At 60.0% G+C, this 23,627-nt stretch carries 28 protein-coding genes, 1 tRNA gene and 1 pseudogene; 11 read left to right on the top strand and 19 right to left on the bottom strand.

The window, feature by feature from the left end; translation table 11 throughout:
* The first annotated feature begins 38 nt into the window (after positions 1-38).
* The gene (locus AB3347_RS08880) at positions 39-644 is read left to right on the top strand and encodes a sce7726 family protein (protein ID WP_369091423.1); all 606 of its coding nucleotides are present in this window, start codon (positions 39-41) and stop codon (positions 642-644) included.
* Here the strand turns inward: AB3347_RS08880 and AB3347_RS08885 are convergent.
* The 14 genes and pseudogenes from AB3347_RS08885 to petA all read right to left on the bottom strand — a co-directional run bounded on the left by AB3347_RS08885 (position 631) and on the right by petA (position 11,946).
* Positions 631-1,692 carry a hypothetical protein gene (locus AB3347_RS08885; RefSeq protein ID WP_369091424.1) on the bottom strand — a complete coding sequence of 354 codons (1,062 nt, stop codon included), beginning with the start codon at positions 1,690-1,692 and terminating at the stop codon, positions 631-633. The two genes, AB3347_RS08880 and AB3347_RS08885, sit on opposite strands and share 14 nt — an antisense overlap.
* Before the next feature lie 625 nt (positions 1,693-2,317).
* Positions 2,318-2,698 (bottom strand): hypothetical protein, encoded by a 381-nt coding sequence (locus AB3347_RS08890; RefSeq protein WP_369091425.1) that lies wholly within the window; start codon positions 2,696-2,698, stop codon positions 2,318-2,320.
* Between the two features lie 16 nt (positions 2,699-2,714).
* On the bottom strand, positions 2,715-3,299 hold the full coding sequence (locus AB3347_RS08895) for a hypothetical protein (RefSeq protein WP_369091426.1): 585 nt from the start codon (positions 3,297-3,299) through the stop codon (positions 2,715-2,717).
* Between the two features lie 489 nt (positions 3,300-3,788).
* Entirely contained in the window at positions 3,789-4,241 is a 453-nt protein-coding gene (locus AB3347_RS08900; RefSeq protein WP_369091427.1) for a hypothetical protein, read from the bottom strand.
* A 264-nt stretch (positions 4,242-4,505) separates the two neighbouring features.
* Entirely contained in the window at positions 4,506-5,414 is a 909-nt protein-coding gene (locus AB3347_RS08905; protein ID WP_369091428.1) for a plasmid-related transcriptional repressor protein, read from the bottom strand.
* Positions 5,395-5,616, bottom strand: a complete 222-nt coding sequence (locus AB3347_RS08910) for a DNA-binding protein (RefSeq protein ID WP_369091429.1) — start codon at positions 5,614-5,616, stop codon at positions 5,395-5,397. The genes AB3347_RS08905 and AB3347_RS08910 overlap by 20 nt, the downstream gene beginning before the upstream one ends.
* A 330-nt stretch (positions 5,617-5,946) precedes the next feature.
* Complete coding sequence (locus AB3347_RS08915; RefSeq protein WP_369091510.1) at positions 5,947-6,546, bottom strand: HAD family hydrolase; 600 nt, start codon at positions 6,544-6,546, stop codon at positions 5,947-5,949.
* A gap of 21 nt (positions 6,547-6,567) precedes the next feature.
* Positions 6,568-7,593, bottom strand: a pseudogene (locus AB3347_RS08920) (tyrosine-type recombinase/integrase); the annotation flags it as partial.
* 106 nt (positions 7,594-7,699) lie between these two features.
* Positions 7,700-7,775 (bottom strand) — tRNA-Thr (locus AB3347_RS08925).
* Positions 7,776-7,800: 25 nt separating this feature from the next.
* Entirely contained in the window at positions 7,801-8,283 is a 483-nt protein-coding gene (locus tag AB3347_RS08930; protein WP_369091430.1) for a ClpXP protease specificity-enhancing factor, read from the bottom strand.
* A 130-nt stretch (positions 8,284-8,413) separates the two neighbouring features.
* Complete coding sequence (locus AB3347_RS08935) at positions 8,414-9,025, bottom strand: glutathione S-transferase N-terminal domain-containing protein (RefSeq protein WP_369091431.1); 612 nt, start codon at positions 9,023-9,025, stop codon at positions 8,414-8,416.
* Positions 9,026-9,124: 99 nt separating this feature from the next.
* A complete protein-coding gene (locus AB3347_RS08940; RefSeq protein ID WP_369091432.1) occupies positions 9,125-9,886 on the bottom strand; it encodes a cytochrome c1 in 762 nt (253 codons plus the stop codon).
* 28 nt (positions 9,887-9,914) lie between these two features.
* Complete coding sequence (locus AB3347_RS08945; protein WP_369091433.1) at positions 9,915-11,330, bottom strand: cytochrome bc complex cytochrome b subunit; 1,416 nt, start codon at positions 11,328-11,330, stop codon at positions 9,915-9,917.
* Between the two features lies 1 nt (position 11,331).
* Positions 11,332-11,946: a ubiquinol-cytochrome c reductase iron-sulfur subunit gene (petA, locus tag AB3347_RS08950; protein WP_369091434.1), complete on the bottom strand. Its 615-nt coding sequence runs from the start codon at positions 11,944-11,946 to the stop codon at positions 11,332-11,334.
* 236 nt (positions 11,947-12,182) lie between these two features.
* On the opposite strand from petA, the gene mscL reads away from it, so the two are divergent.
* The 4 genes from mscL (at position 12,183) to AB3347_RS08970 (ending at position 14,944) form a co-directional block, all read left to right on the top strand.
* Positions 12,183-12,608 (top strand): large conductance mechanosensitive channel protein MscL, encoded by a 426-nt coding sequence (gene mscL, locus AB3347_RS08955; protein ID WP_369091511.1) that lies wholly within the window; start codon positions 12,183-12,185, stop codon positions 12,606-12,608.
* 66 nt (positions 12,609-12,674) lie between these two features.
* Positions 12,675-13,823, top strand: coding sequence for a Do family serine endopeptidase (locus AB3347_RS08960; protein WP_369091512.1), 1,149 nt, complete (start codon positions 12,675-12,677; stop codon positions 13,821-13,823).
* Between the two features lie 20 nt (positions 13,824-13,843).
* Positions 13,844-14,551, top strand: coding sequence for a DUF2461 domain-containing protein (locus AB3347_RS08965; RefSeq protein ID WP_369091435.1), 708 nt, complete (start codon positions 13,844-13,846; stop codon positions 14,549-14,551).
* A gap of 18 nt (positions 14,552-14,569) precedes the next feature.
* Positions 14,570-14,944 carry a cupin domain-containing protein gene (locus AB3347_RS08970; protein ID WP_369091436.1) on the top strand — a complete coding sequence of 125 codons (375 nt, stop codon included), beginning with the start codon at positions 14,570-14,572 and terminating at the stop codon, positions 14,942-14,944.
* Between the two features lie 51 nt (positions 14,945-14,995).
* Here AB3347_RS08970 and AB3347_RS08975 read toward each other — a convergent pair whose 3' ends face one another.
* From AB3347_RS08975 to AB3347_RS08995, 5 genes are all read right to left on the bottom strand, one after another.
* On the bottom strand, positions 14,996-16,027 hold the full coding sequence (locus tag AB3347_RS08975; protein WP_369091437.1) for an NAD(P)H-dependent glycerol-3-phosphate dehydrogenase: 1,032 nt from the start codon (positions 16,025-16,027) through the stop codon (positions 14,996-14,998).
* Between the two features lie 31 nt (positions 16,028-16,058).
* The gene (locus AB3347_RS08980; protein ID WP_369091438.1) at positions 16,059-16,499 is read right to left on the bottom strand and encodes an SH3 domain-containing protein; all 441 of its coding nucleotides are present in this window, start codon (positions 16,497-16,499) and stop codon (positions 16,059-16,061) included.
* 87 nt (positions 16,500-16,586) lie between these two features.
* The gene (secB, locus tag AB3347_RS08985) at positions 16,587-17,045 is read right to left on the bottom strand and encodes a protein-export chaperone SecB (RefSeq protein WP_369091439.1); all 459 of its coding nucleotides are present in this window, start codon (positions 17,043-17,045) and stop codon (positions 16,587-16,589) included.
* 149 nt (positions 17,046-17,194) lie between these two features.
* Positions 17,195-17,458, bottom strand: a complete 264-nt coding sequence (grxC, locus tag AB3347_RS08990) for a glutaredoxin 3 (RefSeq protein ID WP_369091440.1) — start codon at positions 17,456-17,458, stop codon at positions 17,195-17,197.
* Positions 17,459-17,478: 20 nt separating this feature from the next.
* Entirely contained in the window at positions 17,479-17,880 is a 402-nt protein-coding gene (locus AB3347_RS08995; RefSeq protein ID WP_369091441.1) for a rhodanese-like domain-containing protein, read from the bottom strand.
* Positions 17,881-17,967: 87 nt separating this feature from the next.
* Here AB3347_RS08995 and gpmA point away from each other — a divergent pair, with 87 nt between their 5' ends.
* The 6 genes from gpmA (at position 17,968) to AB3347_RS09025 (ending at position 23,619) form a co-directional block, all read left to right on the top strand.
* Positions 17,968-18,714, top strand: coding sequence for a 2,3-diphosphoglycerate-dependent phosphoglycerate mutase (gene gpmA, locus AB3347_RS09000; protein WP_369091442.1), 747 nt, complete (start codon positions 17,968-17,970; stop codon positions 18,712-18,714).
* A gap of 10 nt (positions 18,715-18,724) precedes the next feature.
* On the top strand, positions 18,725-20,143 hold the full coding sequence (locus AB3347_RS09005) for a murein hydrolase activator EnvC (RefSeq protein ID WP_369091513.1): 1,419 nt from the start codon (positions 18,725-18,727) through the stop codon (positions 20,141-20,143).
* Between the two features lie 8 nt (positions 20,144-20,151).
* Complete coding sequence (locus AB3347_RS09010) at positions 20,152-21,627, top strand: S41 family peptidase (protein ID WP_369091443.1); 1,476 nt, start codon at positions 20,152-20,154, stop codon at positions 21,625-21,627.
* Positions 21,628-21,788: 161 nt separating this feature from the next.
* Positions 21,789-22,553 (top strand): ThiF family adenylyltransferase, encoded by a 765-nt coding sequence (locus AB3347_RS09015; protein WP_369091444.1) that lies wholly within the window; start codon positions 21,789-21,791, stop codon positions 22,551-22,553.
* Positions 22,554-22,690: 137 nt separating this feature from the next.
* On the top strand, positions 22,691-23,134 hold the full coding sequence (gspG, locus tag AB3347_RS09020) for a type II secretion system major pseudopilin GspG (protein ID WP_369091445.1): 444 nt from the start codon (positions 22,691-22,693) through the stop codon (positions 23,132-23,134).
* An 8-nt stretch (positions 23,135-23,142) separates the two neighbouring features.
* The gene (locus tag AB3347_RS09025; protein ID WP_369091446.1) at positions 23,143-23,619 is read left to right on the top strand and encodes a GspH/FimT family pseudopilin; all 477 of its coding nucleotides are present in this window, start codon (positions 23,143-23,145) and stop codon (positions 23,617-23,619) included.
* Positions 23,620-23,627 lie beyond the last annotated feature (8 nt).

The raw sequence follows: 23,627 nt of genomic DNA on the forward strand, positions 1-23,627 counted from the left end.
TGGCTTGCTTTTCTTGGCATAGTTGGCATAATACTGCTATGGCAAAGATTCATGCAAGTAGTCGAACCCTCCCTCCCATCAAGCCCGTTTCCGAACAGGAGATTCGGGAGGCATTGCTTTTTGACTTAAAGGATTGTGCTTTAGATACTGAATGTGTTCAGGAGGAGCTTCGGCTAGAGCGCGGCAGCTCAAGGATCGATGTTGCCGTAATTGGAAAGTTGCTTGTGGGCTACGAGATCAAAAGCGATGTCGATACCTTCGCACGATTCTCAAACCAAATTCACTCCTATAACCGTGTGTTTGACCAGATCTTTTTGGTTTGTGGACCGCGTCATGTAGCGGCGGCGACTAAAGTACTGCCTTCCTGGTGGGGGATTTGTGTAGCAGAACGTGATGTTGACTCCACGGTGCGCATCAAGTGCATACGTGCGCCCAAAGCTAATGCTAAACAAGATTCCTTTAGCTTGGCATCGATGCTATGGAGGGAAGAAGCGCTGGCAATGATAGAAGGTCAGTCGACAACGTTGCCAGCCAAAGCTTCTGCTCATATGCTTTGGGAGCATATAGCCAACTCCTTCCCCCTAGAGTCGATTAAAGCAAAAGTCTCAGATATGTTGTTGAAACGTCATTTCACAGTTGCTTAGTCGTGTGGACAATGTGACGATTCGTGGCATCTCTTCGCCAAGTCCATGGGATACCGTTCTTTGGGCCGCCATTAGCATAGTCTGTATACTTTGTGTCACCGAAGCTGTATCCAACCCCACCATAAATTGGGTCCGTAATCAGAAGCTTGCATAACGACTTCAGTACTCCGGCCGGAGCGCCTTTAAATCCGGCACCTTTGTACAGTCGCCAGAAATCGTCAGAAGTGTAGCGAAGCGAAATGGATGGATTAACTTTCTTCGGATCAACATCTTCATCCATCGGATTTGGATTGCTAACGGTGTAATCGCCGTACCGGAATTCCTCGTAGTCGGCCTCACTCTGAATTTTTAACCAGACACCCCATTCAACTCGGGGGAGGTCAGTGATACCCTGTTTGCGGCCCATTAGATTTACAGGGAACGATCCACCTGCGACAGTCACGCTTGCACACGTCGTCGCCGCAGCTGCAGCTAAGTAAGGCCTCAATGCGTTAAAACAATCTGTGGACTTTTTATCAACAATCGCAAACTGATCAAGTAGCAGATGAATTTGCTTGCGTTTGAAGACTTTAGCCAGCCCAACTAGCAGCGGATCAATCTGAGCGGATTCAAACTCATCCGTTGCCATGCGCAAGATGACCTCATCGAAGGTGCGAAGAGTACCTGAGCGGGTGGAGTTAAGGCCAGGGATTAAGCTAATGTGGCCGGCTTGAATGACTGGAAGAACTGGATTTGGGATTGCTTTTTTTATGCGGTTTATAACTACGATCATCACGTCCAGTTGCTTGGCGTATCCACAGGCGACGTAGCGTGTATCGATTGCTACTGGCTGATTTTCCGGTATGGATTTGGTAATCTGAGCAGCGACCGTTGCTATATATGTCGGCAGTGCCGCATTAAGTGATGCGTTATCTGGGGCTGCATCTATCGGACTTAGCTCGATCAGAGGGACAACACTATCCCACTCCGAGGTCACCATTTTACTAAGTGCGGCTTGCTCCCCACGTTTCCACTTCAAAATTGGCAAGTATTTCCATTTTGTTGCCATGTCAGTCCTTTCAGGTAGTCTGGCTAGAAACTTAATGTGCGTTTACTTTTAATTCCAAACGAACAACAAGCATAGCAGAATGTCAGGACTTGAATTTCATTGCAAGACGGCATCTCCATTGAAATTTCCTATTGGAAACTCTCTTTTAATAGCGAAATGTTAATATGTGACGTTTGTCGGCGTTTGCCTATCCTCGACTAACCTCAACTGCTGACGATTTCCTAGAATCACCAAGATTTTTGACGTTCAATGGAGGTATTACCAGGGCTCAGTGGGTGATAGATTGCAGTAGCGTCTTGGTTGATATCAAGAAATTTTCACAGTCATCCACAGGCCGGCCTGCATCATGGTCGCACCTCGCAACTGAAGCAGTCGCTAGTGGAGAGAACGGTTGGCCGTGCGCGTTTATTCAGGCTGCTATCTGCATGGCGAGATCAGGTAAGGCAGAGGAAACCGCATGAGGATTATGCAACGACGAGCAGCACAGCATCCGGTGACCTGGCATGCCAGCAGCGACCCCGATCCAGTGGGATAGGGTTCTAGTGCCTTGCGGTGAGGATAGGCCGGTTGGCAAGCTCGCCAACCGGACTAACATCATATATCTTTAGTTTGTCTTGCTGTTCTCTCAAGGGGCGTATGTGGCAGGTAGGGCGGGCGCCGCAATCGCCTGTCCCACCATCTGGCGATACGCTTTGTTTAACTCTACATTACCGATTTCCCGAAATTGGATGGCTTCAGCTAGGTCGGTTGGTACACGCACGACCGTCCATGCCTCCGCAGCACCTAGTTCATCAAGTTCGTCCAATCTAAAACGTGTGATTGTGTTCACGACCATAGCGCCAGTGTTGTTGTTCTCCCACGCGATAAAAAAGAGATTCCCTAATTCGACCAAATAGTGAATCGGGCCTTCGCCAACTATCTCGCCCGCTTGGTCGTATTGACACGGTATGCGTCCGATACAGGACAGCCGCAACATCACTTCACGAATCGCTTGCATCTTTAACATTTTTTCCTCGTGGCATTTAGTCAATCGAACTTCCGGATATTGCAGGCAATCCAAGGTCATCGGCAAACGTAGCACTACATTGATGTGTCGCATTCCAATTGCTGCAGTACCAGAACATCCGCCCCTGCTTGCTTTCTTTCGATCGTAGCCGCCCTGTGCCACATACCGGGCAATGAATCGGCTTCGCATTTTTATCTTCCATGTATTTGGTTAGCTGGGCTCGACTCTGTGAGATGAATTTCTCAGGCAATTCTTGATAAAAGCCTTCACGCCGCTTTTGACGGAGTTGCTCGGCGTCCGCCTTATCGGCCGGTGAAGGAAGAACAAAGGCAAGCCAATCACATAGATGATCTAGAACGCCAATAACGAGCTGCTGCTCGGCGCGATCTTTTTCAACTTGGCGCGCTAACTTGGTAAATGACGTGCTAATCTCTGCTTGTACCTCAGCTAGATAGTCCTTCTCTTCCTGTTGTCTCAGGAAGTCATCAATCGCCACACGGATAAGTTTCCCCGTAGGTAAACCAATTTCTGATGCTCGAGTTTCAAGCTGATGACGTTGTTCGTCATCCAGTCGGACGGAATAGGTCCGCTTCGTTGCCATTAAATCCTCCGAATCTGCATTGCAGAGCTGTGTTGCATTTGCAATGCGTTTTAAGAAAATGTATTACGCTAAGATGCTCGCATTGCCTAGCTCAACTAACAAAAACACCTACGGAGCGTATTGCCCCCTTTATGTTCCACTAAGGTATTTGTGGGGTGGAAGTGCCCTGCATTTCGTTGTCCAGAACGCTGCCGGCAGACTCTCGGGGGCAATCAGCCGCCTTTGTGCAGAGGACCGCTGATCATCTGCTTGTAAGCGAATGCACTTAGGATGCATCTAACCCACAAAAAACTTACAGCGGCCCAACAAAAAACTTACATCCGCTCCACAAAAAACTTACATCGTTCAACAAAATCTCAACAAAAAACTTACATTAGTTTGCCTGCGCCTGCGTGGTGGACACAGTCCAACAATCAAAGCGTGTACACGCCATGATTCAAAGGACTTCGGGCGAAAGCGGCTGGCGTGACGCCAGCCAGCGAATTGTCTTTAGGCCTGCAGGACCGAATTCAAGCCATCGAGCTGGGTCTGCACCAGATTCTGAAACTGCGCGCCGAAATGGGTATTGCCGGCCGAGCTGGAAAAGCCTTTGAAGCGCTGGCGGAACAGTTGGTCGATATTCCGGCCGGCATAGGACAGTGCAGTCGTCTTGTTCCCTAGGTCGGCCAGCGCGGACAGTTCCTGCTGCGCCTGGCCCCAGGTTTGAGTCGGTAGAGCGAGCAGGTTTTTTAGCTGCTGCTGAGAGTGTTGAACGGCCGTGATCGTGTTCTGAACCTGCTGATACATCTGTGCTGAATGTTGAATCAGCTCAACATTGTTAAGAATCTGCGTCACTTCAGTGGAGCCGCCGAAGCCAGCGACACTACCGGCGTTTGCAGTGGTGACGACTGCTCCAACGATAAATGCGGCCAGCAACACACGAGAGGGTAATGTTCGGATCATCGGGATCTCCTTGGCGTCATTACAAAGAATTCTTTGGCATGCTGATGACGACGCATAGTCCAAATTGGTTTGATTGCAGTTTTCCACATCCTTATCCTGTAGAAAAAAGGTAGAAGAAAGGTAGAGGGCAAGAACATGGCTAAAAACTCAATCGGCTCAAAGTCTTAGGAGCATGGGTTGCGACGTAGCCCCGATGGTTTAGCGGCGTAACCCCGACAAGTCGCGACGTAGCCCCGATGTACCCGCGACGTAACCCCGATGTGTTCATAACTTTGTCCACACGGCTTGCATTTTCCCTTTCGTACTGAGCTCAACGCGGCTGCCTGCGATAATTTCCAGCCTCTCTAACTCACGCATTGCACGCTCGACGGCATCTAAAAAGTCACGCATGCGACCGGTGTATTCCAGTTTGTCCTTGAGCCAGTCAATGGCATAGCGTTGAATCTGCTCGTTCGACGTAGCGACTAAACGTTGTAAGGCTTTTGCCATATCTTGACGAATTCCAAACCGTAGGCGTTTTTTCCAGTCAATCAACGCGAACTCGCGATTTGCAAACATCGCGTGCCAGCGTGGGTCAATGCGTAAAGTGTAGACTTCTTCTTCGTCATCGAAGTCGAAGCCATCGATCATGTGTAAGGCTCGGGTTCGACCTACAGCCAATTTAGGCTCGCCATCCTTAGTGACCTCAATTACCAGCATTGCGAAAGATAGCGCTTGCATTGTTCGATTCAACCATTTGTATTCGTAGTTTCCAGTTTGCCGACCTATAGACTTTAAGAACGCTGCTCGTTTAATTACTACAGCTTCGCCTAAAGGCTGGCGACTCGCCTCGTGCATCGCTTGCATCCAGACGTCAGCTTGAGACTCATCCAACTGCTCGCCCCAAAATTTGATAACAGCATCTGCTCGGCTGACGAGTACCGTGTCCTTATGAATCCGCTTACGGCCACGTGCAACTGGGGCGAAAAGGCTGGAGCGTGCGATATGGTTTGGCATCGCTCGCATGAAGTTTTGTAAGCCTGGAAGCAATAACTGCTGCTTCGCCGTTTCGCTACGTAATTCAATGCGTGATTTAGCCGTCGTTATCCGATCAGCCAAAAACGGAAATCGAGCGAATACATCGTTTGCTCGCTCTGTTTTCCGATCTGGAAGCTCATTTTGGGGATGCTTCATCCAGAATTTGACCAATAACGCTTGCTTTAAAGAGGACGCGGCGTCCGATCTTGACCTTTGCGGGACGAAGACGGTTTGCAAACTCGTTGTTGCCTGCGAGAGTGACACGCAGCCCTTCTGCACTACGGCAAAAAAGATCTGCGCAATCTTGAAGAGAAAGTAATACGCCGTATCGTTGAATTAGAGTTTCTTCAGTAGTCATATTTAGCTCCAGTTATCAATGGAGCTAAGATAAAGTTACAGAAGCTATCCGTCAACGAAGCGAAATTTTACAATTTAAGCGTAACTATCAACAATTACGAAAGATAGTCATTGTTCGAAGTGATGGTTTTGATGCCCCGAAAATGCATTCTTGGGAAACAAGAATCCATTAAAATCAATAAATTACATTAAATTATAATTATTTTTCAATTATAGCGCTAATTATTGTTAATTAGCGAAAATTGATGATATCGAGTGGTGGAAAAATATTTTAATTTGTCGCAAAAATGCCGAAGGGATGCAGTTTGGACGCATAATCGTGGTTGTTTTTTCAGAGCAAATCTAATAGGCCGGTGAGCGTATAGACTTTATCCTTTGAGTTAGTAGTCGCTTTCCTGTCGAGTAGTAACGACTGCATCCCAACTTCGCGTGGGCCGCTTACGTCTGCGCTGGGGGTATCGCCGATCATCAGGACTTGGTTGGGAGAGCACATCAGCTCTTCACACACCTGTTTGTAGAAGCTGCGATCTGGCTTGATTGCTTGATGTTCGAAGCTCCAGGCATATACCTCCAATGGCATCGGTAGAAGGCGAGTAATTGGCGCTGCGTATGGCTTGGCTAAGTTTGAACAGAGAGCGACTTTGATGCCTCGGCGTTGTAATGCCCGAATAGTGGGGACCACGTCGGCGTACAACGTGATTGAATCCAGTTCTGCCTCTAGATCCTGCTCCAGCTCGTCAAACTCTGTAGCTGTCAATTCGACGCCGAGGAACTGCGCTGCCTCGTGTAGACCCCACAGGTTAGTCATAAGTGTCCTGGAATCTTCTTTCGTCCTCGCGCGACCTCGTAACGCACCTATCTGCAGCAACCGAGCGAAGGGACTGCGTCTATCGTTAATTGCGGCGATGGTGCCATACACGTCAAAGACCACGGCGCGGACTTTCGCCAATCCGTCCAGTTTCGTAACTAGATCCTCTGCGCGTAAGTGCGTGTACCTGCGTAGCATTTGCATCGACTTGTGGCCGCTGATGGCGGCGACCTCTTGATCGCTTAGACCGCCCTCAACCAGCCGGCTTACGGCCTCATGACGTAGATCGTGGAAGTGCAAGTCGTTGGCCCCGATGGCCTCCTTGATGCCGCCCCAAATTTTGGCGAACTGATACGGCCGGCGGATTCCATCCCGTCCCGGCTCTCCAAAGAACACCAGGTCGGTTTCCTTTGGACGGAGCGGGTTGTTGATTGCGGTTTTCAAGGCGGCGGTCGCAGCAGCAGTCAAAGGAACGGTACGTGCGGAGTTGTTTTTCGTGTCGGACAGCCTAACGACCCGGCTTTGCAGATCGACATGCTGCAACCGCAGATTCACGATCTCGGACTGCCTCATGCCAGTTTCGATGGCCAGGGTCACGACCCACGCCAGCATCGGATTGCTATGGGCTTCTACCGCTTCCAGTAGGCGCTGTTCCTCGTCACCGGTCAGCCTGCGATCTCGGCTCTTGCCTGGACTCGGCTTGCGGATAGTAGCGACGGGATTGTGAGTAAGGCCGAGTCCCCATTCCTGCATGGCTACCGTGAACAGGTTGCTCAGCATCGCCAGTTCGATGCGAACAGTGTTGTTCGCTTTGCCGGCAGCCAGTCGGTGATCTCGATAGGATGCGACCAGCTCGCTACTCAAGGCCGCCATCGAATATTCGCCCAAGAACCCGATCAGGTGCTGGGCGGTGATTGATTCGCTACGCTGGGTGGTCGGCTTCTTGGTTGGCGTTACTTCGGCCAAGTATCTTTGCAGCGCTTCCTGCAACGTCATGCGTTCGGAACCGGTCCGCGAGATATAGACGCCACGAACCATCTCATCTTCGGTTCTGCGCGCCCAATCGACGGCGTCGCGTTTGAGTCGGAAAGTCTTGGAAGTTGTCGGCCAGCCTCGCATACGGACGAGTGCTTTGTAGGTGCCAGAAGGGGTAAGAACGATGGTTGCCATGAGCCTTTGTGACTGCTGAGTGTACTGAAAGTGTACTTTTCACGTCCAACAAAGACAAATGCCTTAGGTCGACTAAACCTAAGGCATTGTTTTCAAAGCTAAATTTTGGTGCCGACTGCAGGACTCGAACCCGCCACCTGATGATTACAAATCAACTGCTCTACCTGATGAGCTAAGTCGGCTTAATCTTAAAACAACGATTATACGCTATTTGATGCGGGTCAAGGTCGGACGTCCGCCCTTCTTCGGCGGCTCGTCATCACCATCCGAAGCAGTCGCGCTCTCGACGGACGTCTCGGCCTGCTTGCCAGGCACCGCCGACAGGGCCGGCGCTGCCGCTTCGTCGGTCGAGGATGGCGGCGCCATCTCCGCCGCCGTCGCGTTCACTTCGAAGGCCATGCCCTGGCCGTTCTCGTTGGCATAGATCGCCAACACGTTCTGCACCGGAATGTACAGCTCGCGCGACACGCCGTTGAAGCGCGCGCGGAAGTGGATCGCGTCGTTGTCCATCTTCAGGCCCGAGGTGGCGCCGTAGCTGATGTTCAGGATGATCTCGCCTTTGCGGACGTATTCCATCGGCACCGTGGTGGCGGAGTCGACTCTGACCGCGAGGTAGGGCGTGTAGCCGCTATCCGTGCACCACTCGTAGATGGCGCGCAGGAGGTAGGGCTTGGTGGAGATCTCGGACATTGGACGTGGTAAAAGAAGCAAACCTGTGCGCGCTAGTGTAGCGGATTCGCCGGGATGGCGTCCGAAAAACCGGCGCGTACTGAATCAAACGATGCTGCATGCGGGCGCGCCAGCACGCCCGCAGCGGGCATCAGCGGCGCATCACCTTCTCGGACGGGGTCAGCGCTTCGATGTAGGCCGGACGCGAGAAGATGCGCTCGGCGTACTTCATCAGCGGGGCGGCGGTCTTCGACAGCTCGATGCCGTAGTGGTCGAGGCGCCAGAGCAGCGGAGCGATCGCGACGTCGAGCATCGAGAACTCGTCGCCCAGCATGTACTTGTTCTTCAGGAACAGCGGCGCCAGCGTGGTCAGGCGGTCGCGGATTTCGGCACGGGCCTTGTCGTGGCTCTTGTCGTTCGCCTTGTTGCGCTCGCTTTCCAGCACGTGCACGTGGACGAACAGTTCCTTCTCGAAGTTGAACAGCATCAGGCGGGCGCGGGCGCGCATCAGCGGGTCGGCCGGCATCAGCTGCGGGTGGGGGAAGCGCTCGTCGATGTATTCGTTGATGATGTTCGACTCATACAGGATCAGTTCGCGCTCGACCAGGATCGGCACCTGGCCGTAGGGGTTCATGGTCGAGATGTCTTCCGGCTTGTTGAACAGGTCGACGTCGCGCACCTCGAAGTCCATGCCCTTTTCGAACAGGACCAGGCGGCAGCGTTGGGAGAACGGGCACGTGGTGCCGGAGTAGAGAACCATCATGGTTTATAGTTCCTTAAGAAACAATGGGGTGAAGCGCTGTGCGATTCACCCCGAAAAATGATTGCCCGTATTATAGCCAACCGGGCAATGAAAGCGAATTTACTTCACTTCTTTCCAGTACGATTCGTTCAGGCGCCATGCCAGGAAGGCGAAAATCGACAGGAAGATCAACACAATAACGCCCAACTTCTTGCGGGTGCCTTGCGCTGGCTCAGCCATCCAGCTCAAGTAGGCAACCAGGTCGGCGGTCGCGGTGTCGAACTCCTGCGGGCTCATCGTGCCCGGCTGGATTTGTTCGAAGCCGACGAACTTGTGGATCGTCTTGCCATGCTCGTGCGGGTCCGGTACATCCTGGAACTTCGCCTGGCGCACGCCCTGCTGCTGCCACATCACGTGCGGCATGGCCACGTTCGGCAGCACCATGTTGTTCCAGCCGGTCGGACGGGCGTCGTCCTTGTAGAAGGTACGCAGGTAAGTGTACAGGTAGTCCGCACCGCTGCCCGCAGGTGAGGATTTCGCACGCGCGATCACCGACAGATCCGGCGGCACCGCGCCGAACCAGGCCTTGGCGTCGTCCGGGCGCAGGGCGGTCGTCATCATGCCGCCAACCTTGTCTTGAGAAAACAACAGATTGTTCTTGATCTGCTCTTCGGTCAGGCCGAGGTCGCGCAGGCGGTTGTAGCGCATGCTGGACGCCGAGTGGCAGTTCAGGCAATGGTTGATGAACAGCTTGGCGCCGTTCTGCAGCGACGACAGGTCGTGACGGTCCGGCGCCCGTTCGAGCGGGAAGCCGCCCTCGGCGGCGAATGCCAGTCCCGGCACCAGTGCCAGGACCGCGATCAGTTTCTTCGCAAATTTCATGTTCTTGTCCTTGTGCTCTGGTCCGCGATTAGTGGGGCGTGAAGGTCAGGCGCGTCGGGACCGGCTTGAACCGGCCCGCGGTGCTCCACCACGGCATCAGGAGGAAGAACGCGAAGTACAGCAGGGTCGCCACTTGCGAGATGATCGTGTAGGCCGGGGTCGGCAGCTGGGTGCCCAGGTAGCCCAGGGCCACGAAGCACAGCGCGAACACGATGTACACGTATTTGTGCCAGTCCGGACGGTAGCGGATCGAGCGCGCCGGCGAGTGGTCGAGCCACGGCAGCAGGGCGATGATCACCACTGAAGAACCGAACAGCACCACGCCCCAGAACTTCGCATCCAGCACCTGCGGCAGCATGCCGATGATCAGCACCAGGCCGATCACCGCCACCGCGACCTTGGTCTTGTAGGCCAGGCGCGACTTGAGCCAGATGAACACGACGTAGGCGGCAATCGCGGCCATCAGCACGTACATGAAGTCGGCCGTGGTGGCGCGCAGCACCGAGTAGAACGGGGTGAAGTACCAGGTCGGCGCGATGTGCGGCGGGGTCTTCATCGAGTCGGCCGGCAGGAAGTTGTTGTATTCCAGGAAGTAGCCGCCCATCTCAGGCGCGAAGAACACGATCGCCGAGAAGATCAGCAGGAACACCGACACGCCGAAGAAGTCCTTGGTCGAGTAGTACGGGTGCGACATGATGCCGTCCACCGGGTGGCCGTCCGCGTCCAGGTTATCCTTGATTTCGATGCCGTCCGGGTTGTTCGAGCCGACTTCGTGCAGCGCGATCAGGTGGGCGGCGACCAGGCCCAGGATCACCAGCGGCAGGGCGATGACGTGGAAGGCGAAGAAGCGGTTCAGGGTGGCGTCGGAGACCACGTAGTCGCCGCGGATCCACAGCGACAGGTCCGGGCCGATCACGGGGATCGCGCCGAACAGGTTGACGATCACCTGGGCGCCCCAGTACGACATCTGGCCCCATGGCAGCAGGTAGCCGAAGAAGGCTTCGGCCATCAGGCACAGGAAGATCGCGAAGCCGAACAGCCAGATGAGTTCGCGTGGCTTGCGGTAGGAACCGTACATCAGGCCGCGCGCCATGTGCAGGTAGACCACGATGAAGAACATCGAGGCGCCGGTCGAGTGCATGTAGCGCACCAGCCAGCCCCAGGGCACTTCGCGCATGATGTATTCGACCGAGCCGAAGGCCAGGCTGGCGTCCGGCTTGTAGTGCATGGTCAGGAAGATGCCGGTGACGATCTGCAGCACCAGCACCAGCATGGCCAGCGAACCGAACAGGTACCAGACGTTGAAGTTCTTCGGGGCGTAGTACTTGCCCCACTGGTCGTTCCACAGCTTCGACAGCGGGAAGCGGTCGTCGACCCAGGCCAGGGCCTTGGCGCCGGCCGGTGCGTTCGCGGGAACCTGCGTCTCTTTGAATGGACCGCCCATGTTATGCCTCGCCTTTCTCGTCTTTGCCGATCACCAGCTTGTTGTCGGACAGGTACATGTAAGGGGGAATATCCATGTTGGTCGGCGCCGGCTTGTTCTTGAACACGCGCGCCGACAGGTCGAAGGTCGACCCATGGCAAGGGCACAGGAAGCCGCCCGGCCAGTTGTCCGGCAGGTTCGGCTGCGGTCCGGACGCGAAGCGCGAGGACGGCGAGCAGCCCAGGTGCGAACAGATGCCGACCGTGACCAGCACTTCCTTGTGGTCTTCGCGCGCACGCCACGGGTTCTTGGCGTATTCCGGCACCGGCAACTGGTACTCTTTCTCGGAGTTCGGATCGGCCAGTTCGGCGGTGTCCTTCTCGAGGGTGGCCAGCATCTCGGGCGTGCGGCGCAGGATCCAGACCGGCTTGCCGCGCCATTCGACCACCTTCATCTCGCCTGGCTTGACGTCGGAGATGTCGACCTCGACCGGGGCGCCGGCGGCTTTCGCTCGCTCCGACGGCTGGAAGGTGCTGACGAGAACTCCCGCCGTGGATACCCCGACAACGCCACCTGCTGCGCATGTCGCGACGAGCAGTCCGCGTCGGCCTGAATCGACCTGCTTTTCATTACTCATACCAACCCCACTCCGTGAAAATACGAATCTCAAGAATCAATAAAGAGCTTTCAGCAACACAAAATTATATGTGAACGGCAATACTGATTGGAAAAAAATTATCAGGCGGATACGTTCGAGCGAAATAGCCGTCCCTTGTTAGACCATATTCAGGCCTGTACATCCGCAACAATCCAGCTTGCGGTATCATGAAATCGCTTGATTCAATTACAACCAAAACCATGAAAGGGGAGTCCATGTCCATGCTGGGAGAGTTCAAAACCTTCGCAATGCGCGGCAACGTCGTCGATCTTGCGGTCGGCGTCATCATCGGCGCTGCGTTCGGCCGCATCGTCGATTCGCTGGTCAAGGACGTGATCATGCCGCCGATCAGTATGTTGTTTGGCGGCCTCGATTTCGCCAATTACTACCTGCCGCTGAACGGCCAGGGCACGGCGCTGCCGCTGGCCGAGGCGCAAAAAGCCGGCGCCGTGCTCGCCTACGGTAATTTCTTGACCATCCTGATCAATTTCATCCTGCTGGCCTTCATCATCTTCCTGATGGTGCGCATGGTGAACCGCCTGCGCGGCCCGGTTGAAGTGGCGACCCCGGCCGAGAAGGAAGAGATCCTGCTGCTGCGCGACATCCGCGACGCCTTGAAAGCCGACCCTCTGAAAAAATAAACCATGAACGACAGCGTCCATGAACTCAAGCCGCAGCCCACGCGCCCGCGGCGCCCGCCTGGCGCCCTGCGGCGTTTCTGGCTGCTGTTCGCGCAGGCCGTCACGGTCGCGCTGGCGCTGTATTTCGTGATCTCCACCATGCGGCCCGAATGGCTGGAGCGCGCGCCCACCCGGGTCGCGCTCGGCCCTGCGGGATCGAAGGTGCCGCTGCTGCAGGCGCCCGGCACGCCGCCCAGCGGCAGTTACCGCGAAGCGGCCGGACGCGCCATGCCGGCCGTCGTCAACATCCTCACCAGCAAGGCCTCGCGCGAGACCAATCCGCTGCTCAAGGATCCGTTCTTCCGCCGCTTCTTCGGCGACCGCATGCCGCCCGACCAGCAGATGGCCAGCCTCGGCTCGGGCGTGATCGTCAGCGGCGACGGCTACATCCTGACCAACAACCACGTGGTCGAAGGCGCCGACATCATCGAGGTCGGCCTGGCGGACGGGCGCAAGACGGCGGCGCGCATCGTCGGTACCGATCCGGAAACCGACCTGGCCGTGATCCGCATCTCGGCGCGCAACCTGCCGGTGATGGTGCTGGGCGACCCGGAGCACGCGCGCGTGGGCGACGTGGTGCTGGCCATCGGCAACCCCTTCGGCGTGGGCCAGACCGTCACCCTCGGCATCATCTCGGCGCTGGGGCGCAACAACCTGCACATCAACCACTTCGAGAACTTCATCCAGACCGACGCCGCGATCAACTTCGGCAACTCGGGCGGGGCCCTGGTCGACACCAACGGCCACCTGCTCGGCATCAACTCGGCCATTTATTCGCAGACCGGCGGCTCGGTGGGCATCGGCTTCGCCATTCCGGTCAGCACCGCCAAGACGGTGCTCGATTCGATCGTCAAGCACGGGCAAGTAGTGCGCGGCTGGATCGGCATCGAATCGCAGGACATCACGCCCGAACTGGCCGAAAGCTTCGGCCTGGGCCGCTCCAGCGGCGCGATCATCGCCGGCGTGGTGCGCGGCGGCCCGGCCGACCGCGCCGGCATGCGCCCGGGCGACATCCTGGTGGCGGTCGGCGGCAAGACGGTGGCCAATACCAGCGAGATGCTCAACCTGATCGCCCAGCTCGAGCCGGGCGAGAAGGCGCCGCTGCGCATCCTGCGCAAGAACCGCGAGTCCACGCTCGACGTCACCGTCGGCAAGCGCCCGCGCCAGATTCAGTAAGCCCTTATCCGGACCCCTGCATGCACCTGCGTGACCTGACACAATTTTTAAGCGAACTCAGCGAGAACAACAACCGCCCCTGGTTCCTCTGGAACAAACCACGCTACGACATCCTGCGCGCGGAATTCCTGCAAGTCGTCACCGAACTGATCGCGGAGCTGGGCACCTTCGATAAACAAGTGGCCGGCTGCGATCCCAGGAAGGCCCTGTTCCGCATCCACCGCGACGTGCGCTTCGCCAAGGACAAGCGGCCCTACAAGACCCATTTCTCGGCCGGCATCGCCCCGCTCGACAAGCGCCGTCCGAGCGCGGCCGGCGGGCCGACCTATTACTTTCATATCGAGGCCGACGGCAAGCTGCTGTTCGGCGCGGGCGAGTACCTGCCGCCGGCGCACCGGCTCAAGGCGATCCGCGCACACGTGGTCAACGATGCGACAGGCTTCAGTAAAATGTTGAAGAATAAGCATCTCCGCGCGACCTACGGCGACCTGCAGTTCGAAGACACCCTGCAGCGTCCTCCGAAGGGCGTCGACCCGAACCACCCGCTGGTGGATTACCTGAAGCTGAAAAGCTATTTCGTGTGGGTCGAGGTGCCGCTGCTGCTGAATGCACCGGAACTGCTGGTGCCGCAACTGGCGAGCGGCATGAAGGATGCGTTTGCGCTGGTCAGCTGGCTGCGCACCGTGCCGGAGCTGCCGCAGCTGCCGGAACGCGAACAACAGGATTAACCGTCAAAGGAGGGCGACATGGCCTTGCAACACGCAGTTTCGGGCGAGCGCATCGAACTACAGCGCGGCGACGACGACATCGCCCATTTCACCTCGGTTGCGCTGATCAAGACCGAGCACATGGAACTGATCCGGCTGGTGGTGCCGAAGGAAAAACCCATGCCCGAGCATCGGGTCGAGGGCGAGATGACCCTGGTTTGCCTGGAAGGAGAAATCGCCTTCGACGCGCACGGGCGCACCACGATCCTGCGGCCCAACGAGATGGTCTACCTGGCGGGAGGGGAGCCGCATGCGGTGCGCGCCAACAAGGATGCGGTGGCCTTGCTCACCATTTTGCTGGGGCCGGTACGGACCGGCGGGCCGACGCGTGATCCGCGCGGCTCGGGGAATTAACACTGCGTGAATGAGCTGGCGGTTTGCCGAGGCAAGCGCTAGCTCGACGCATCAAGCCACCTCATCGCGCGGATCGCGCGCCAGCAACTGCTGCGCCATCTCGGTCGCCGCCACCCCATCGAACAGCACTGCCGCCACCGCCTCGGTGATCGGCATGTCCACGCCCAGCCGGTGCGCCAGCGCGCGCACCGATTTCGCGCAGGGCACGCCTTCGGCCACGTGGCCCAGTTCGGCCACGATGGTGTCCAGCTGCTTGCCCTGCGCCAGCGCGAGGCCCACGCGGCGGTTGCGCGACAGGTCGCCGGTGCAGGTGAGGATCAGGTCGCCCATGCCGGCCAGGCCCATGAAGGTGCCGGGCTGCGCGCCCAGGTGCACGCCCAGGCGGGTGATCTCGGCCAGGCCGCGGGTGATCAGGGCGGCGCGCGCATTCAGGCCCAGTCCCAGGCCGTCGGCGGCGCCGGTGGCGATCGCCATCACGTTCTTGACCGCGCCGCCCACTTCCACGCCGATCAGGTCGTCGCAGGAGTAGACGCGCATGTTGTCGGCGTGCGCCGCCGCCACCACGCGCTCGCGCAGGCTTTCCGAGGCCGAGGCCACGGTCAGGGCGCAGGGCAGGCCGCGCGCCACTTCCTGGGCGAACGAGGGGCCGGACAGGGCCGCGCCGGGCACCTCGTCGCCCAGCACCTCGGTCTTGACCTGGTGCGGCAGCAGGCCGGTGCCGGCCTCGAAACCCTTGCACAGCCAGACCACGTTCGGAATTGCGCGGCCTTTCAGTTGCCCGAGCAGCGGCCGCAGGCCAGCCACCGGGCAGGCCAGGATCAGCAGCGGCGCCTCGTTTTCGCCGGCGCCGACGACATGCGCCAGCGCGGCCTCGAAGTCGGCGCTCACGCGCAGCGCTTCGGGCAGCGGGTAGCCGGGCAGGTAGTGCAGGTTCTCGCGTGCGCCCTGCATCTCGGCGATCTGCCCGGGATTGCGGCCCCACAGCAGGACGTCGTGGCGGGCGGCCAGGGCGATGGCCACGGCCGTGCCCCAGGCGCCGGCGCCCAGTACGGTGATCTTGGATGGTGTCTTGTTTTCTTGCATGCGCTTGTTCACTATTCGAGCGGGCCCGGCATCAGAGGCCCCAGACGTCGTTCGGCCGGACATAGCCGGCGATGCCGTCGCGGTGGCGCACCCGGATCCAGGCGATCGCGGTCGGGTCGACCAGTTCCAGCACGACGCCCCGGTCGGCCGTCATCAGGACCTGCGAACCCTCGTCGGGCGCGGCGAAGACCTTGGCGCCGGGCGTGCGCACCACCAGGTTGCGGCGTGCGCTCAGGCCCTTGGCCTCGGTCCAGGCCAGGTCGCCGTTGGCGTCGCGTACCTTGACCCAGTCGCCGTAGCTGGACACCACCTCCAGGGGCATGCCCTGCGGGGCGACGTACATCCGGGTGCCCTTGAGCGACGGCGTGTCGTACAGGATCACGCGGGCCGCGCCGACGCTCTTGAAATCGAAGGCGAACGCAGCCGGTGCTGCCAGGAGGAGCACGCTTGCAAGGAGACGGGATAGGATCATGGCGGGCCGAAGACGGGTTGACCACCGCGGGTGAGCGGGCGCCGGAGACACGGGCACTGCGCTGGCAGTACCCGTGAAGGGTACAGCTTACTGTGCCGGAGCGGCGGCAGCCTGGGCCATTGCCTGCTGGCGCTGCTGGTAGAAGGCTTCGAAGTTGATCTCGGCCAGGTGCACCGGCGGGAAGCCTGCACGGCTGATCACGTCAGCGATGTTGGCGCGCAGGTACGGGTAAACGATGTTCGGGCAGCCGATGCCCAGCAGCGGATCCATCTGCTCGGCCGGGATGTTGCGGGCTTCGAAGATGCCAGCCTGCTTGCCTTCGACCAGGAAAGCGACCTTGTCCTTCAGCTTGGCGGTGACGGTGATGGTCACGGTCGACTCGTAGATGCCTTCGGCGATCGACTCGGCGCCGACGTCCAGCGACACTTCGATGGTCGGTGCTTCCTGCTCGAGGAAGATGGCCGGGGAATTCGGTTGTTCCAGCGACATGTCTTTCAGGTAGACGCGTTGGATTTGGAATACTGGTTGCAGGTTTTCGTCGGACATGGAACGCTTTCGTTTTAAATGATGGTGGACGGACGCGCCGTCCCGGTACTTTGGTCAAACGCGAGGGCAATTGTATCAAAATCAATTTGGATGCAATACCCCCGCGGCCGCGGACCCCAAAGCCCGTCAAATCAGGCCGATCAGGACGCTCAGGCGCCCTTCAGCAGCGGATCCAGGCGGCCGGCCTGGTCGAGCGCGTACAGGTCGTCGAAGCCGCCGACGTGGGTCTCGCCGACGTAGATCTGCGGCACGGTGCGGCGCCCGGTGCGCTGCATCATGATCTGGCGCTGCTCCGGATCGAGGTCGATGCGGATGCGTTCGATCTCGGTCACGCCCTTGGCTTCGAGCAGGCGCTCGGCGCGGACGCAATAGGGGCAGCTGGCGGTGTGGTAAAGAACGACGTGTGCGGTCATGAGTACTTCCTCCTGATTATTTACTTGGTCACCGGCAGGCCGGCTGCGATCCAGGCTGCCTGGCCGCCTTCGAGCGCGTGGGCGTCCTCGAAGCCGGCCGCCTGGAGCTGGCGCGCCGCCTTGTCGGCGCGGGCGCCGTTCTGGCAGACGACGATCACCGTGCGGTTCTTCGACTTCTCCAGCTCGCCGATCCGGTTGCCCAAGTCTGCCAGCGGGATGTTTTTGGCGTCGCGCAGGTGATTTGCGGCAAATTCCTCGGCAGTCCTGACGTCCAGCACGAGGCTCTTGCCGCGGTTGATCATCTGCGTGGCCTGCAGCGGGGTGACGCGCTTGCCGCGCGGGGCCAGGGCCGGCCAGAGCAGGGCGCCGCCGGAAATGACGGCGATCGCTACAACGAAGATATTATCGAGAATGAAATTCACAAGGGTTCCGTTGGTTGTACTGAATCGGAGCATTATAAAATAGATGCTGGACCGGATTTTAATTGCACCTTTAAGCGAAGAAGACCTATGTACAAAATCGTATTCATGCGCCACGGCGAATCCACCTGGAACCTGGAAAACCGCTTCACCGGCTGGACCGACGTCGACCTGACCGAGAAAGGCATCAACGAAGCCAGGAGCGCCGGCCGCGTGCTCAAGGAAGCCGGCTTCACCTTCGATGTGGCTTACACCTCGGTGCTCAAGCGTGCGATCCGCACCCTGTGGCTGGCGATGGACGAAATGGACATGATGTACCTGCCGGTCAAGAACGACTGGCGCCTGAACGAGCGCCACTACGGCGCCCTGCAGGGCCTGGACAAGGGCGAAACCGCCGCCAAGTTCGGCGACGAGCAGGTGCTGGTCTGGCGCCGCAGCTACGACACCCCGCCGCCGGCCCTGGAAGAGAACGACCCACGCACCTCGTTCAACGACCCGCGCTACGCCGGCCTGTCGAAAGCGCAGATCCCCTTGACCGAATGCCTGAAGGACACCGTGGCCCGCGTGATGCCGGCCTGGGACGAGGAAATCGCCCCGGCCATCCGCGCCGGCAAGAAGATCCTGATCTCGGCCCACGGCAACAGCCTGCGCGCCATCATCAAGATGCTGGACAACATCAGCGACACCGACATCGTCGGCCTGAACATTCCGAACGGCCAGCCGCTGGTGTATGAGCTGGATGAGAGCCTGAAGCCGATCCGCCACTACTACCTGGGCGACCAGGAAGCGATCGCCGCCGCCATGGCGGCCGTGGCCAACCAAGGGAAGGCGAAGTAAGGTCTTGCGTTTGCCATTCACGAAGTTCGCCGGCAGCGCGCTCCTGGGCGCGCTGCTGGCCCTCGCACTGCTCGAACCCGCCTTTGCCCAGCGCCAGACCGACCGCAGCCGCCAGAAGGCGACCGCGGAGAAGCAGCGCGCCGGCATCCAGCAGAAGCTGGAGGCGATCAAGCGCGACATCGCCCGTACCGAGGATGCTCGCGACGACGCCGCCGACGAGCTGGCGGAATCCGAGGCCGCCATTTCCGACGCCAACCGCGCGCTGCGCGACCTGGCCGAGGAGCAGGACGTCACCAGCACGCGCCTGCACGAGCTGTCGACCCAGGGCGAGCGATTGCAGCAGACAATTGTTAATCAAAAGAAACAATTGTCGCAGCTGCTGCGCGAGCACTACGTGGCCGGCAACGAAAACCGCATGAAGCTCCTGCTGTCCGGCGACAACCCGAATCGCATCAACCGCGACCTGCAGATGATGGCTTACGTGTCGCAGGCGCAGGCCAAGCTGCTGGCCGCGCTGCGCACCAACCTGGCCGAGGTCGAGGCCAACCGCGACAAGGTCGAGAACGCCCAGCTGGAGTTGCAGGAAATCGCGGACGAGCAGCGCGAGCAGAAAGCCACGCTGGAAAAGGAAAAAGCCAAGCGCAGCGCCCTGTTGCAGAACCTGTCGACCCGCCTGGCCGACCAGCGCAAGCAGGCCGATCGCCTGCAGCGCGACGAACAGCGCATGTCGGGCCTGGTCGACCGCCTGTCGCGCCTGATCCGCGAGCAGGCCGAGGCCGAGCGCCGCCGCCAGGCCGCACTGGCCGCCGCCAAGGCCAAGGCCGAGGCCGAAGAAAAGGCGCGCGCCCTGGCCCGCGCCAAGGCCGCCGCCGAGAAGGCCGAACGCGAGCGCATCGCGCGCCAGAGCGGCAAGCCGGTCAAGCCGGAGCCGGAAGCGCCGCCGCCGAAGCTGGCCGAGCAGCCGAAGCCGGTCGAAACGAAGCCGAGCGCGCCGCCGCCGCAGGAAGTCGCGCTGGCCCCGCCGGCTCCGCCCGGGGCGTTTGCCAGCATGAAGGGCCGCCTGAGCGTGCCGGTCAATGGCAGCGTGGCCGCCCGCTTCGGCAGCCGCCGCGGCGAGGGCCCCACCTGGAAAGGCATGTTCATCAAGGCCGCCGAAGGGGCCGAGGTGCGCGCCGCCGGCCCAGGACGGGTGGTGCACGCCGACTGGCTGCGCGGCTGGGGCAACGTGATCATCATCGACCACGGCGGCGAGTACCTGACGACCTACGGAAACAATTCGGCCCTGCTCAAGCGCGCGGGCGACATGGTCAAGGCCGGGGAAGTGATTGCGAGCGCGGGCAATACCGGCGGTAACGAGGAATCGGGGCTATACTTTGAGCTCAGGTATCGCGGCCAGCCCCTGGATCCGGCAGGCTGGATCAAATTCTAAAGGCGACTATGGGTAAGGCAAAGAACATCGGGCTGATCGGACTGGGCATGGTGGCCGGCGTGGCCGCTTCCTTCCAGTTTTCGGCCCACGCGCAGAAAGAAGTCGGCTCGCCGCTGCCGCTCGACGAGCTGCGCCAGCTGGCCGACGTGTATGGCCTGATCAAGACCGACTACGTCGAACCGGTCGAGGACAAGAAGCTGCTGTCCGAAGCGATCGGCGGCATGGTCGCCTCGCTCGACCCGCACTCCGTCTACCTGGACCAGAAGGCCTTCAAGGAGATGAAAGAGGCGGTGCAGGGCAAGTTCGTCGGCGTCGGCATCGAGGTGGCCAGCGAAGACGGCTACGTCAAGATCGTCGCCCCGATCGAAGACAGCCCGGCGCACAAGGCCGGCATCAAGTCCGGCGACCTGATCACCCGCATCGACAACGTCCCGGTGCGCAACATGTCGATCGACGAAGCGATCAAGCGCATGCGCGGCAAGGCCGGCACCAAGGTCACGCTCACCATCGCGCGCCGCGGCGAGGACCGCCCCTGGGTGGTGCCGGTGCTGCGCCAGGAAATCACGGTCGCCAGCGTCAAGGGCAAGATGGTCGAGCCGGGCTATGCCTGGCTGCGCGTCAGCCAGTTCCAGGAAAACACCGTCGAAGAACTGGCCAAGAAGGCCAAGGCCCTGTATGCCGAGAACCCGGACATCAAGGGCCTGGTGCTCGACCTGCGCAACGACCCGGGCGGACTGCTGCCGAGCGCGGTCGGCGTGTCGGCCGCCTTCCTGCCGCAGCCGGAGCAGCTGATCGTCTCGACCAAGGGCCAGCTGCCCGATTCGAACCACCAGTTCTACGGCCGCCGCGAGTTCTATTCCCAGCGCGGCGCCGACCCGCTGGCCGGCCTGCCGGCCGGCCTGAAGACCGTGCCGATGGTGGTGCTGGTCAACGGCGGCTCTGCCTCGGCCTCCGAGATCGTGGCGGGCGCCCTGCAGGACTACAAGCGCGCCATCATCATGGGCAGCCAGACCTTCGGCAAGGGCTCGGTGCAGACCCTGCGCCAGCTGTCGGCCGACACCGCGGTCAAGCTGACCACGGCGCGCTACTACACCCCGAAGGGCCGCCCGATCCAGGCCACCGGCATCGCGCCCGACATGCGGGTGGACGAAACCGCCGACGGCGACGCCCTGGCCGTGCTGCGCGTGCGCGAGGCCGACCTGCAGCGCCACCTGGCCGGCGAGAACGAAAAGCCGCCCGCGGCCAAGGACCAGAAAGAAGTGCTCGAAGCCCAGCAGCGCGCGCTGGCCCAGCTGAAAGACCGCAAGCCGCTCGACTACGGCAGCAAGGACGACTTCCAGCTGGCGCAGGCGATCAATCACTTCAAGGGGCAGCCCGTGCAACTGGCCAGGTCGGAACCGGAAGCCCTGAAACCGGCGGCGCCGAAGGCCTTGCCGGGGGCGGAGCAGAAGCCGGCGGAGATCAAGGCGCCGGCGAAGAAATAAAACTGGTGGATGTGGCCGTCGTGACGCAGTTGTAGGGTGGGCGGGTCTCCCGCCCACGCGGTGAGCGCAAAAGGCTCCGATGTCGTGCCGGATGATCTCGCTGGTAACTATCACCGCGTGGGCGGCATAGCCGCCCACCCTACGCAAGCACAGTCTGCGGTATGAACGACACTCAACTCCTCCGTTACTCCCGCCACATCCTGCTCGACGACATCGGCATCGAAGGCCAGCAGCGCCTGCTCGACGCCCATGCCCTGGTCATCGGCGCCGGCGGCCTGGGCTCGCCCGCCGCGCTCTACCTGGCGTCGGGCGGCGTCGGCCGCATCACCCTGGTCGACGACGACGAGGTCGATCTCACCAACCTGCAGCGCCAGGTCATGCACACCACCGCGCGGGTCGGCCAGCCCAAGGTCGAGTCCGGCCGCGCAGCCCTGCTGGCCATCAATCCCGAGATCACGGTGACGGCCTTGCGCGAACGCGTGGACGGCGAGCGCCTGCGGCAACTCGTCCGTGACGCGACGGTCGTACTCGATTGCAGCGACAACTTCGCCACCCGCCACGCCGTCAACCGTGCCTGCGTGCTGGAGGGCAAACCGTTGGTGTCGGGCGCCGTGATCCGCTTCGACGGCCAGCTGTCGGTGTTCGACACGCGCGATGCGGCGGGGCCGTGCTACGCCTGCCTGTTTCCTGCGGACAGCAACTTCGAAGATGTTGCCTGCAGCACCATGGGCGTGTTCGCGCCGCTGGTCGGCGTGGTCGGCGCCATGCAGGCGGCCGAGGCCATGAAGCTGGTGGCGGGCATCGGCGAGCCGCTGGCCGGACGCCTGCTGCTGCTCGATGGCCGGGCCATGGACTGGACCGCAGTCAAGGTCGCGCGCAATCCGGGCTGCCCGGTGTGCGCCGACCGCGATCTGCGCAAGAAGTAAGTACTTCGACAAGTACACTTTAAGACAGGGTTAACCGGGCACTCCAGATTACAATTGCTCCCGTGCACGTGTAGCCCATGCCCCCGTGTGGCCTTATACTGTCAGCCTTCCATCGACGTCCTTACAAAGATTAATCCATGCAAATTGATTCGCAACGTAAGCAGCGCCGCTCCGGCGGTTTCACCCTGGTCGAGATCATGGTTGTCGTGGTCATCATCGGTATCCTCGGCGCTCTGGTCGTGCCGAAACTGCTGGGCCGTACCGGTGAAGCACGCGTGACCGCCGCCAAGACGGACATCGCCACCATGATGCAGGCGCTCAAGCTCTACAAGCTCGACAACCAGCGCTATCCGAGCACCGAACAAGGCCTGCAGGCCCTGATCACCAAGCCGAGCTCGGGCCCGTCGGCCAACGGCTGGAAGGCCGGCGGCTACATGGAGAAGCTGCCGAAGGATCCGTGGGGCAATCCCTACCAGTACCTGTCGCCGGGCATCCACGGCGAAGTCGACGTGTTCTCGCTGGGCGCCGATGGCCAGCCCGGCGGCACCGGTGAGGATGCCGACGTCGGATCCTGGGAATAAGGTTTCCCATGCGGGCCCGGAGCGCCCTGCCTGGTCGCGGCTTCACCCTGGTGGAGCTGCTGGTCGTGATGGTCATCATCGGCATCACGCTGGGCCTCGCTTCGCTCAACGCCATCCCCTCGCCGCGCCAGGACCTGCAGCAGGAAGCCCAGCGCATCGCGCTGCTGCTGCAACTGGCGCGCGACGAAGCCATCGTGCGCAACCGCCAGGTGGCCTTCGAGGCCAATCCCGAACGCTACCGTTTCGTGGTGCGCAACGACACCGGCTGGGAGCCGGTCACGCGCGACGACCTGCTGCGCGAACGCACTTTCCGCGGCGCTCCGTTGCAGCTGCTGCTGCAGCCGACCACGGGCAGCGATCCGAGCACCGTGCGCATCACCTTTGGACGCGAGCCGGTCGACAAGCCCTTCGTGCTGACCCTCGCCACCGGGGGCAACGCGGTCGCGATCCACGCCGACGGCGTCGGTCACTTCACTGTCGAATAAGGGGAAAG

This window comes from Massilia sp. X63 (genome assembly GCF_041023745.1).
Classification (GTDB): domain Bacteria; phylum Pseudomonadota; class Gammaproteobacteria; order Burkholderiales; family Burkholderiaceae_D; genus Telluria.

Coding starts and splice junctions, on each gene's coding strand:
- AB3347_RS08880 (WP_369091423.1), top strand. CDS start 39: ATGGCAAAGATTCATGCAAGTAGTCGAACCCTCCCTCCCATCAAGCCC.
- AB3347_RS08885 (WP_369091424.1), bottom strand. CDS start 1,692: ATGGCAACAAAATGGAAATACTTGCCAATTTTGAAGTGGAAACGTGGG.
- AB3347_RS08890 (WP_369091425.1), bottom strand. CDS start 2,698: ATGTTAAAGATGCAAGCGATTCGTGAAGTGATGTTGCGGCTGTCCTGT.
- AB3347_RS08895 (WP_369091426.1), bottom strand. CDS start 3,299: ATGGCAACGAAGCGGACCTATTCCGTCCGACTGGATGACGAACAACGT.
- AB3347_RS08900 (WP_369091427.1), bottom strand. CDS start 4,241: ATGATCCGAACATTACCCTCTCGTGTGTTGCTGGCCGCATTTATCGTT.
- AB3347_RS08905 (WP_369091428.1), bottom strand. CDS start 5,414: ATGAAGCATCCCCAAAATGAGCTTCCAGATCGGAAAACAGAGCGAGCA.
- AB3347_RS08910 (WP_369091429.1), bottom strand. CDS start 5,616: ATGACTACTGAAGAAACTCTAATTCAACGATACGGCGTATTACTTTCT.
- AB3347_RS08930 (WP_369091430.1), bottom strand. CDS start 8,283: ATGTCCGAGATCTCCACCAAGCCCTACCTCCTGCGCGCCATCTACGAG.
- AB3347_RS08935 (WP_369091431.1), bottom strand. CDS start 9,025: ATGATGGTTCTCTACTCCGGCACCACGTGCCCGTTCTCCCAACGCTGC.
- AB3347_RS08940 (WP_369091432.1), bottom strand. CDS start 9,886: ATGAAATTTGCGAAGAAACTGATCGCGGTCCTGGCACTGGTGCCGGGA.
- AB3347_RS08945 (WP_369091433.1), bottom strand. CDS start 11,330: ATGGGCGGTCCATTCAAAGAGACGCAGGTTCCCGCGAACGCACCGGCC.
- petA (WP_369091434.1), bottom strand. CDS start 11,946: ATGAGTAATGAAAAGCAGGTCGATTCAGGCCGACGCGGACTGCTCGTC.
- mscL (WP_369091511.1), top strand. CDS start 12,183: ATGTCCATGCTGGGAGAGTTCAAAACCTTCGCAATGCGCGGCAACGTC.
- AB3347_RS08965 (WP_369091435.1), top strand. CDS start 13,844: ATGCACCTGCGTGACCTGACACAATTTTTAAGCGAACTCAGCGAGAAC.
- AB3347_RS08970 (WP_369091436.1), top strand. CDS start 14,570: ATGGCCTTGCAACACGCAGTTTCGGGCGAGCGCATCGAACTACAGCGC.
- AB3347_RS08975 (WP_369091437.1), bottom strand. CDS start 16,027: ATGCAAGAAAACAAGACACCATCCAAGATCACCGTACTGGGCGCCGGC.
- AB3347_RS08980 (WP_369091438.1), bottom strand. CDS start 16,499: ATGATCCTATCCCGTCTCCTTGCAAGCGTGCTCCTCCTGGCAGCACCG.
- secB (WP_369091439.1), bottom strand. CDS start 17,045: ATGTCCGACGAAAACCTGCAACCAGTATTCCAAATCCAACGCGTCTAC.
- grxC (WP_369091440.1), bottom strand. CDS start 17,458: ATGACCGCACACGTCGTTCTTTACCACACCGCCAGCTGCCCCTATTGC.
- gpmA (WP_369091442.1), top strand. CDS start 17,968: ATGTACAAAATCGTATTCATGCGCCACGGCGAATCCACCTGGAACCTG.
- AB3347_RS09010 (WP_369091443.1), top strand. CDS start 20,152: ATGGGTAAGGCAAAGAACATCGGGCTGATCGGACTGGGCATGGTGGCC.
- AB3347_RS09015 (WP_369091444.1), top strand. CDS start 21,789: ATGAACGACACTCAACTCCTCCGTTACTCCCGCCACATCCTGCTCGAC.
- gspG (WP_369091445.1), top strand. CDS start 22,691: ATGCAAATTGATTCGCAACGTAAGCAGCGCCGCTCCGGCGGTTTCACC.
- AB3347_RS09025 (WP_369091446.1), top strand. CDS start 23,143: ATGCGGGCCCGGAGCGCCCTGCCTGGTCGCGGCTTCACCCTGGTGGAG.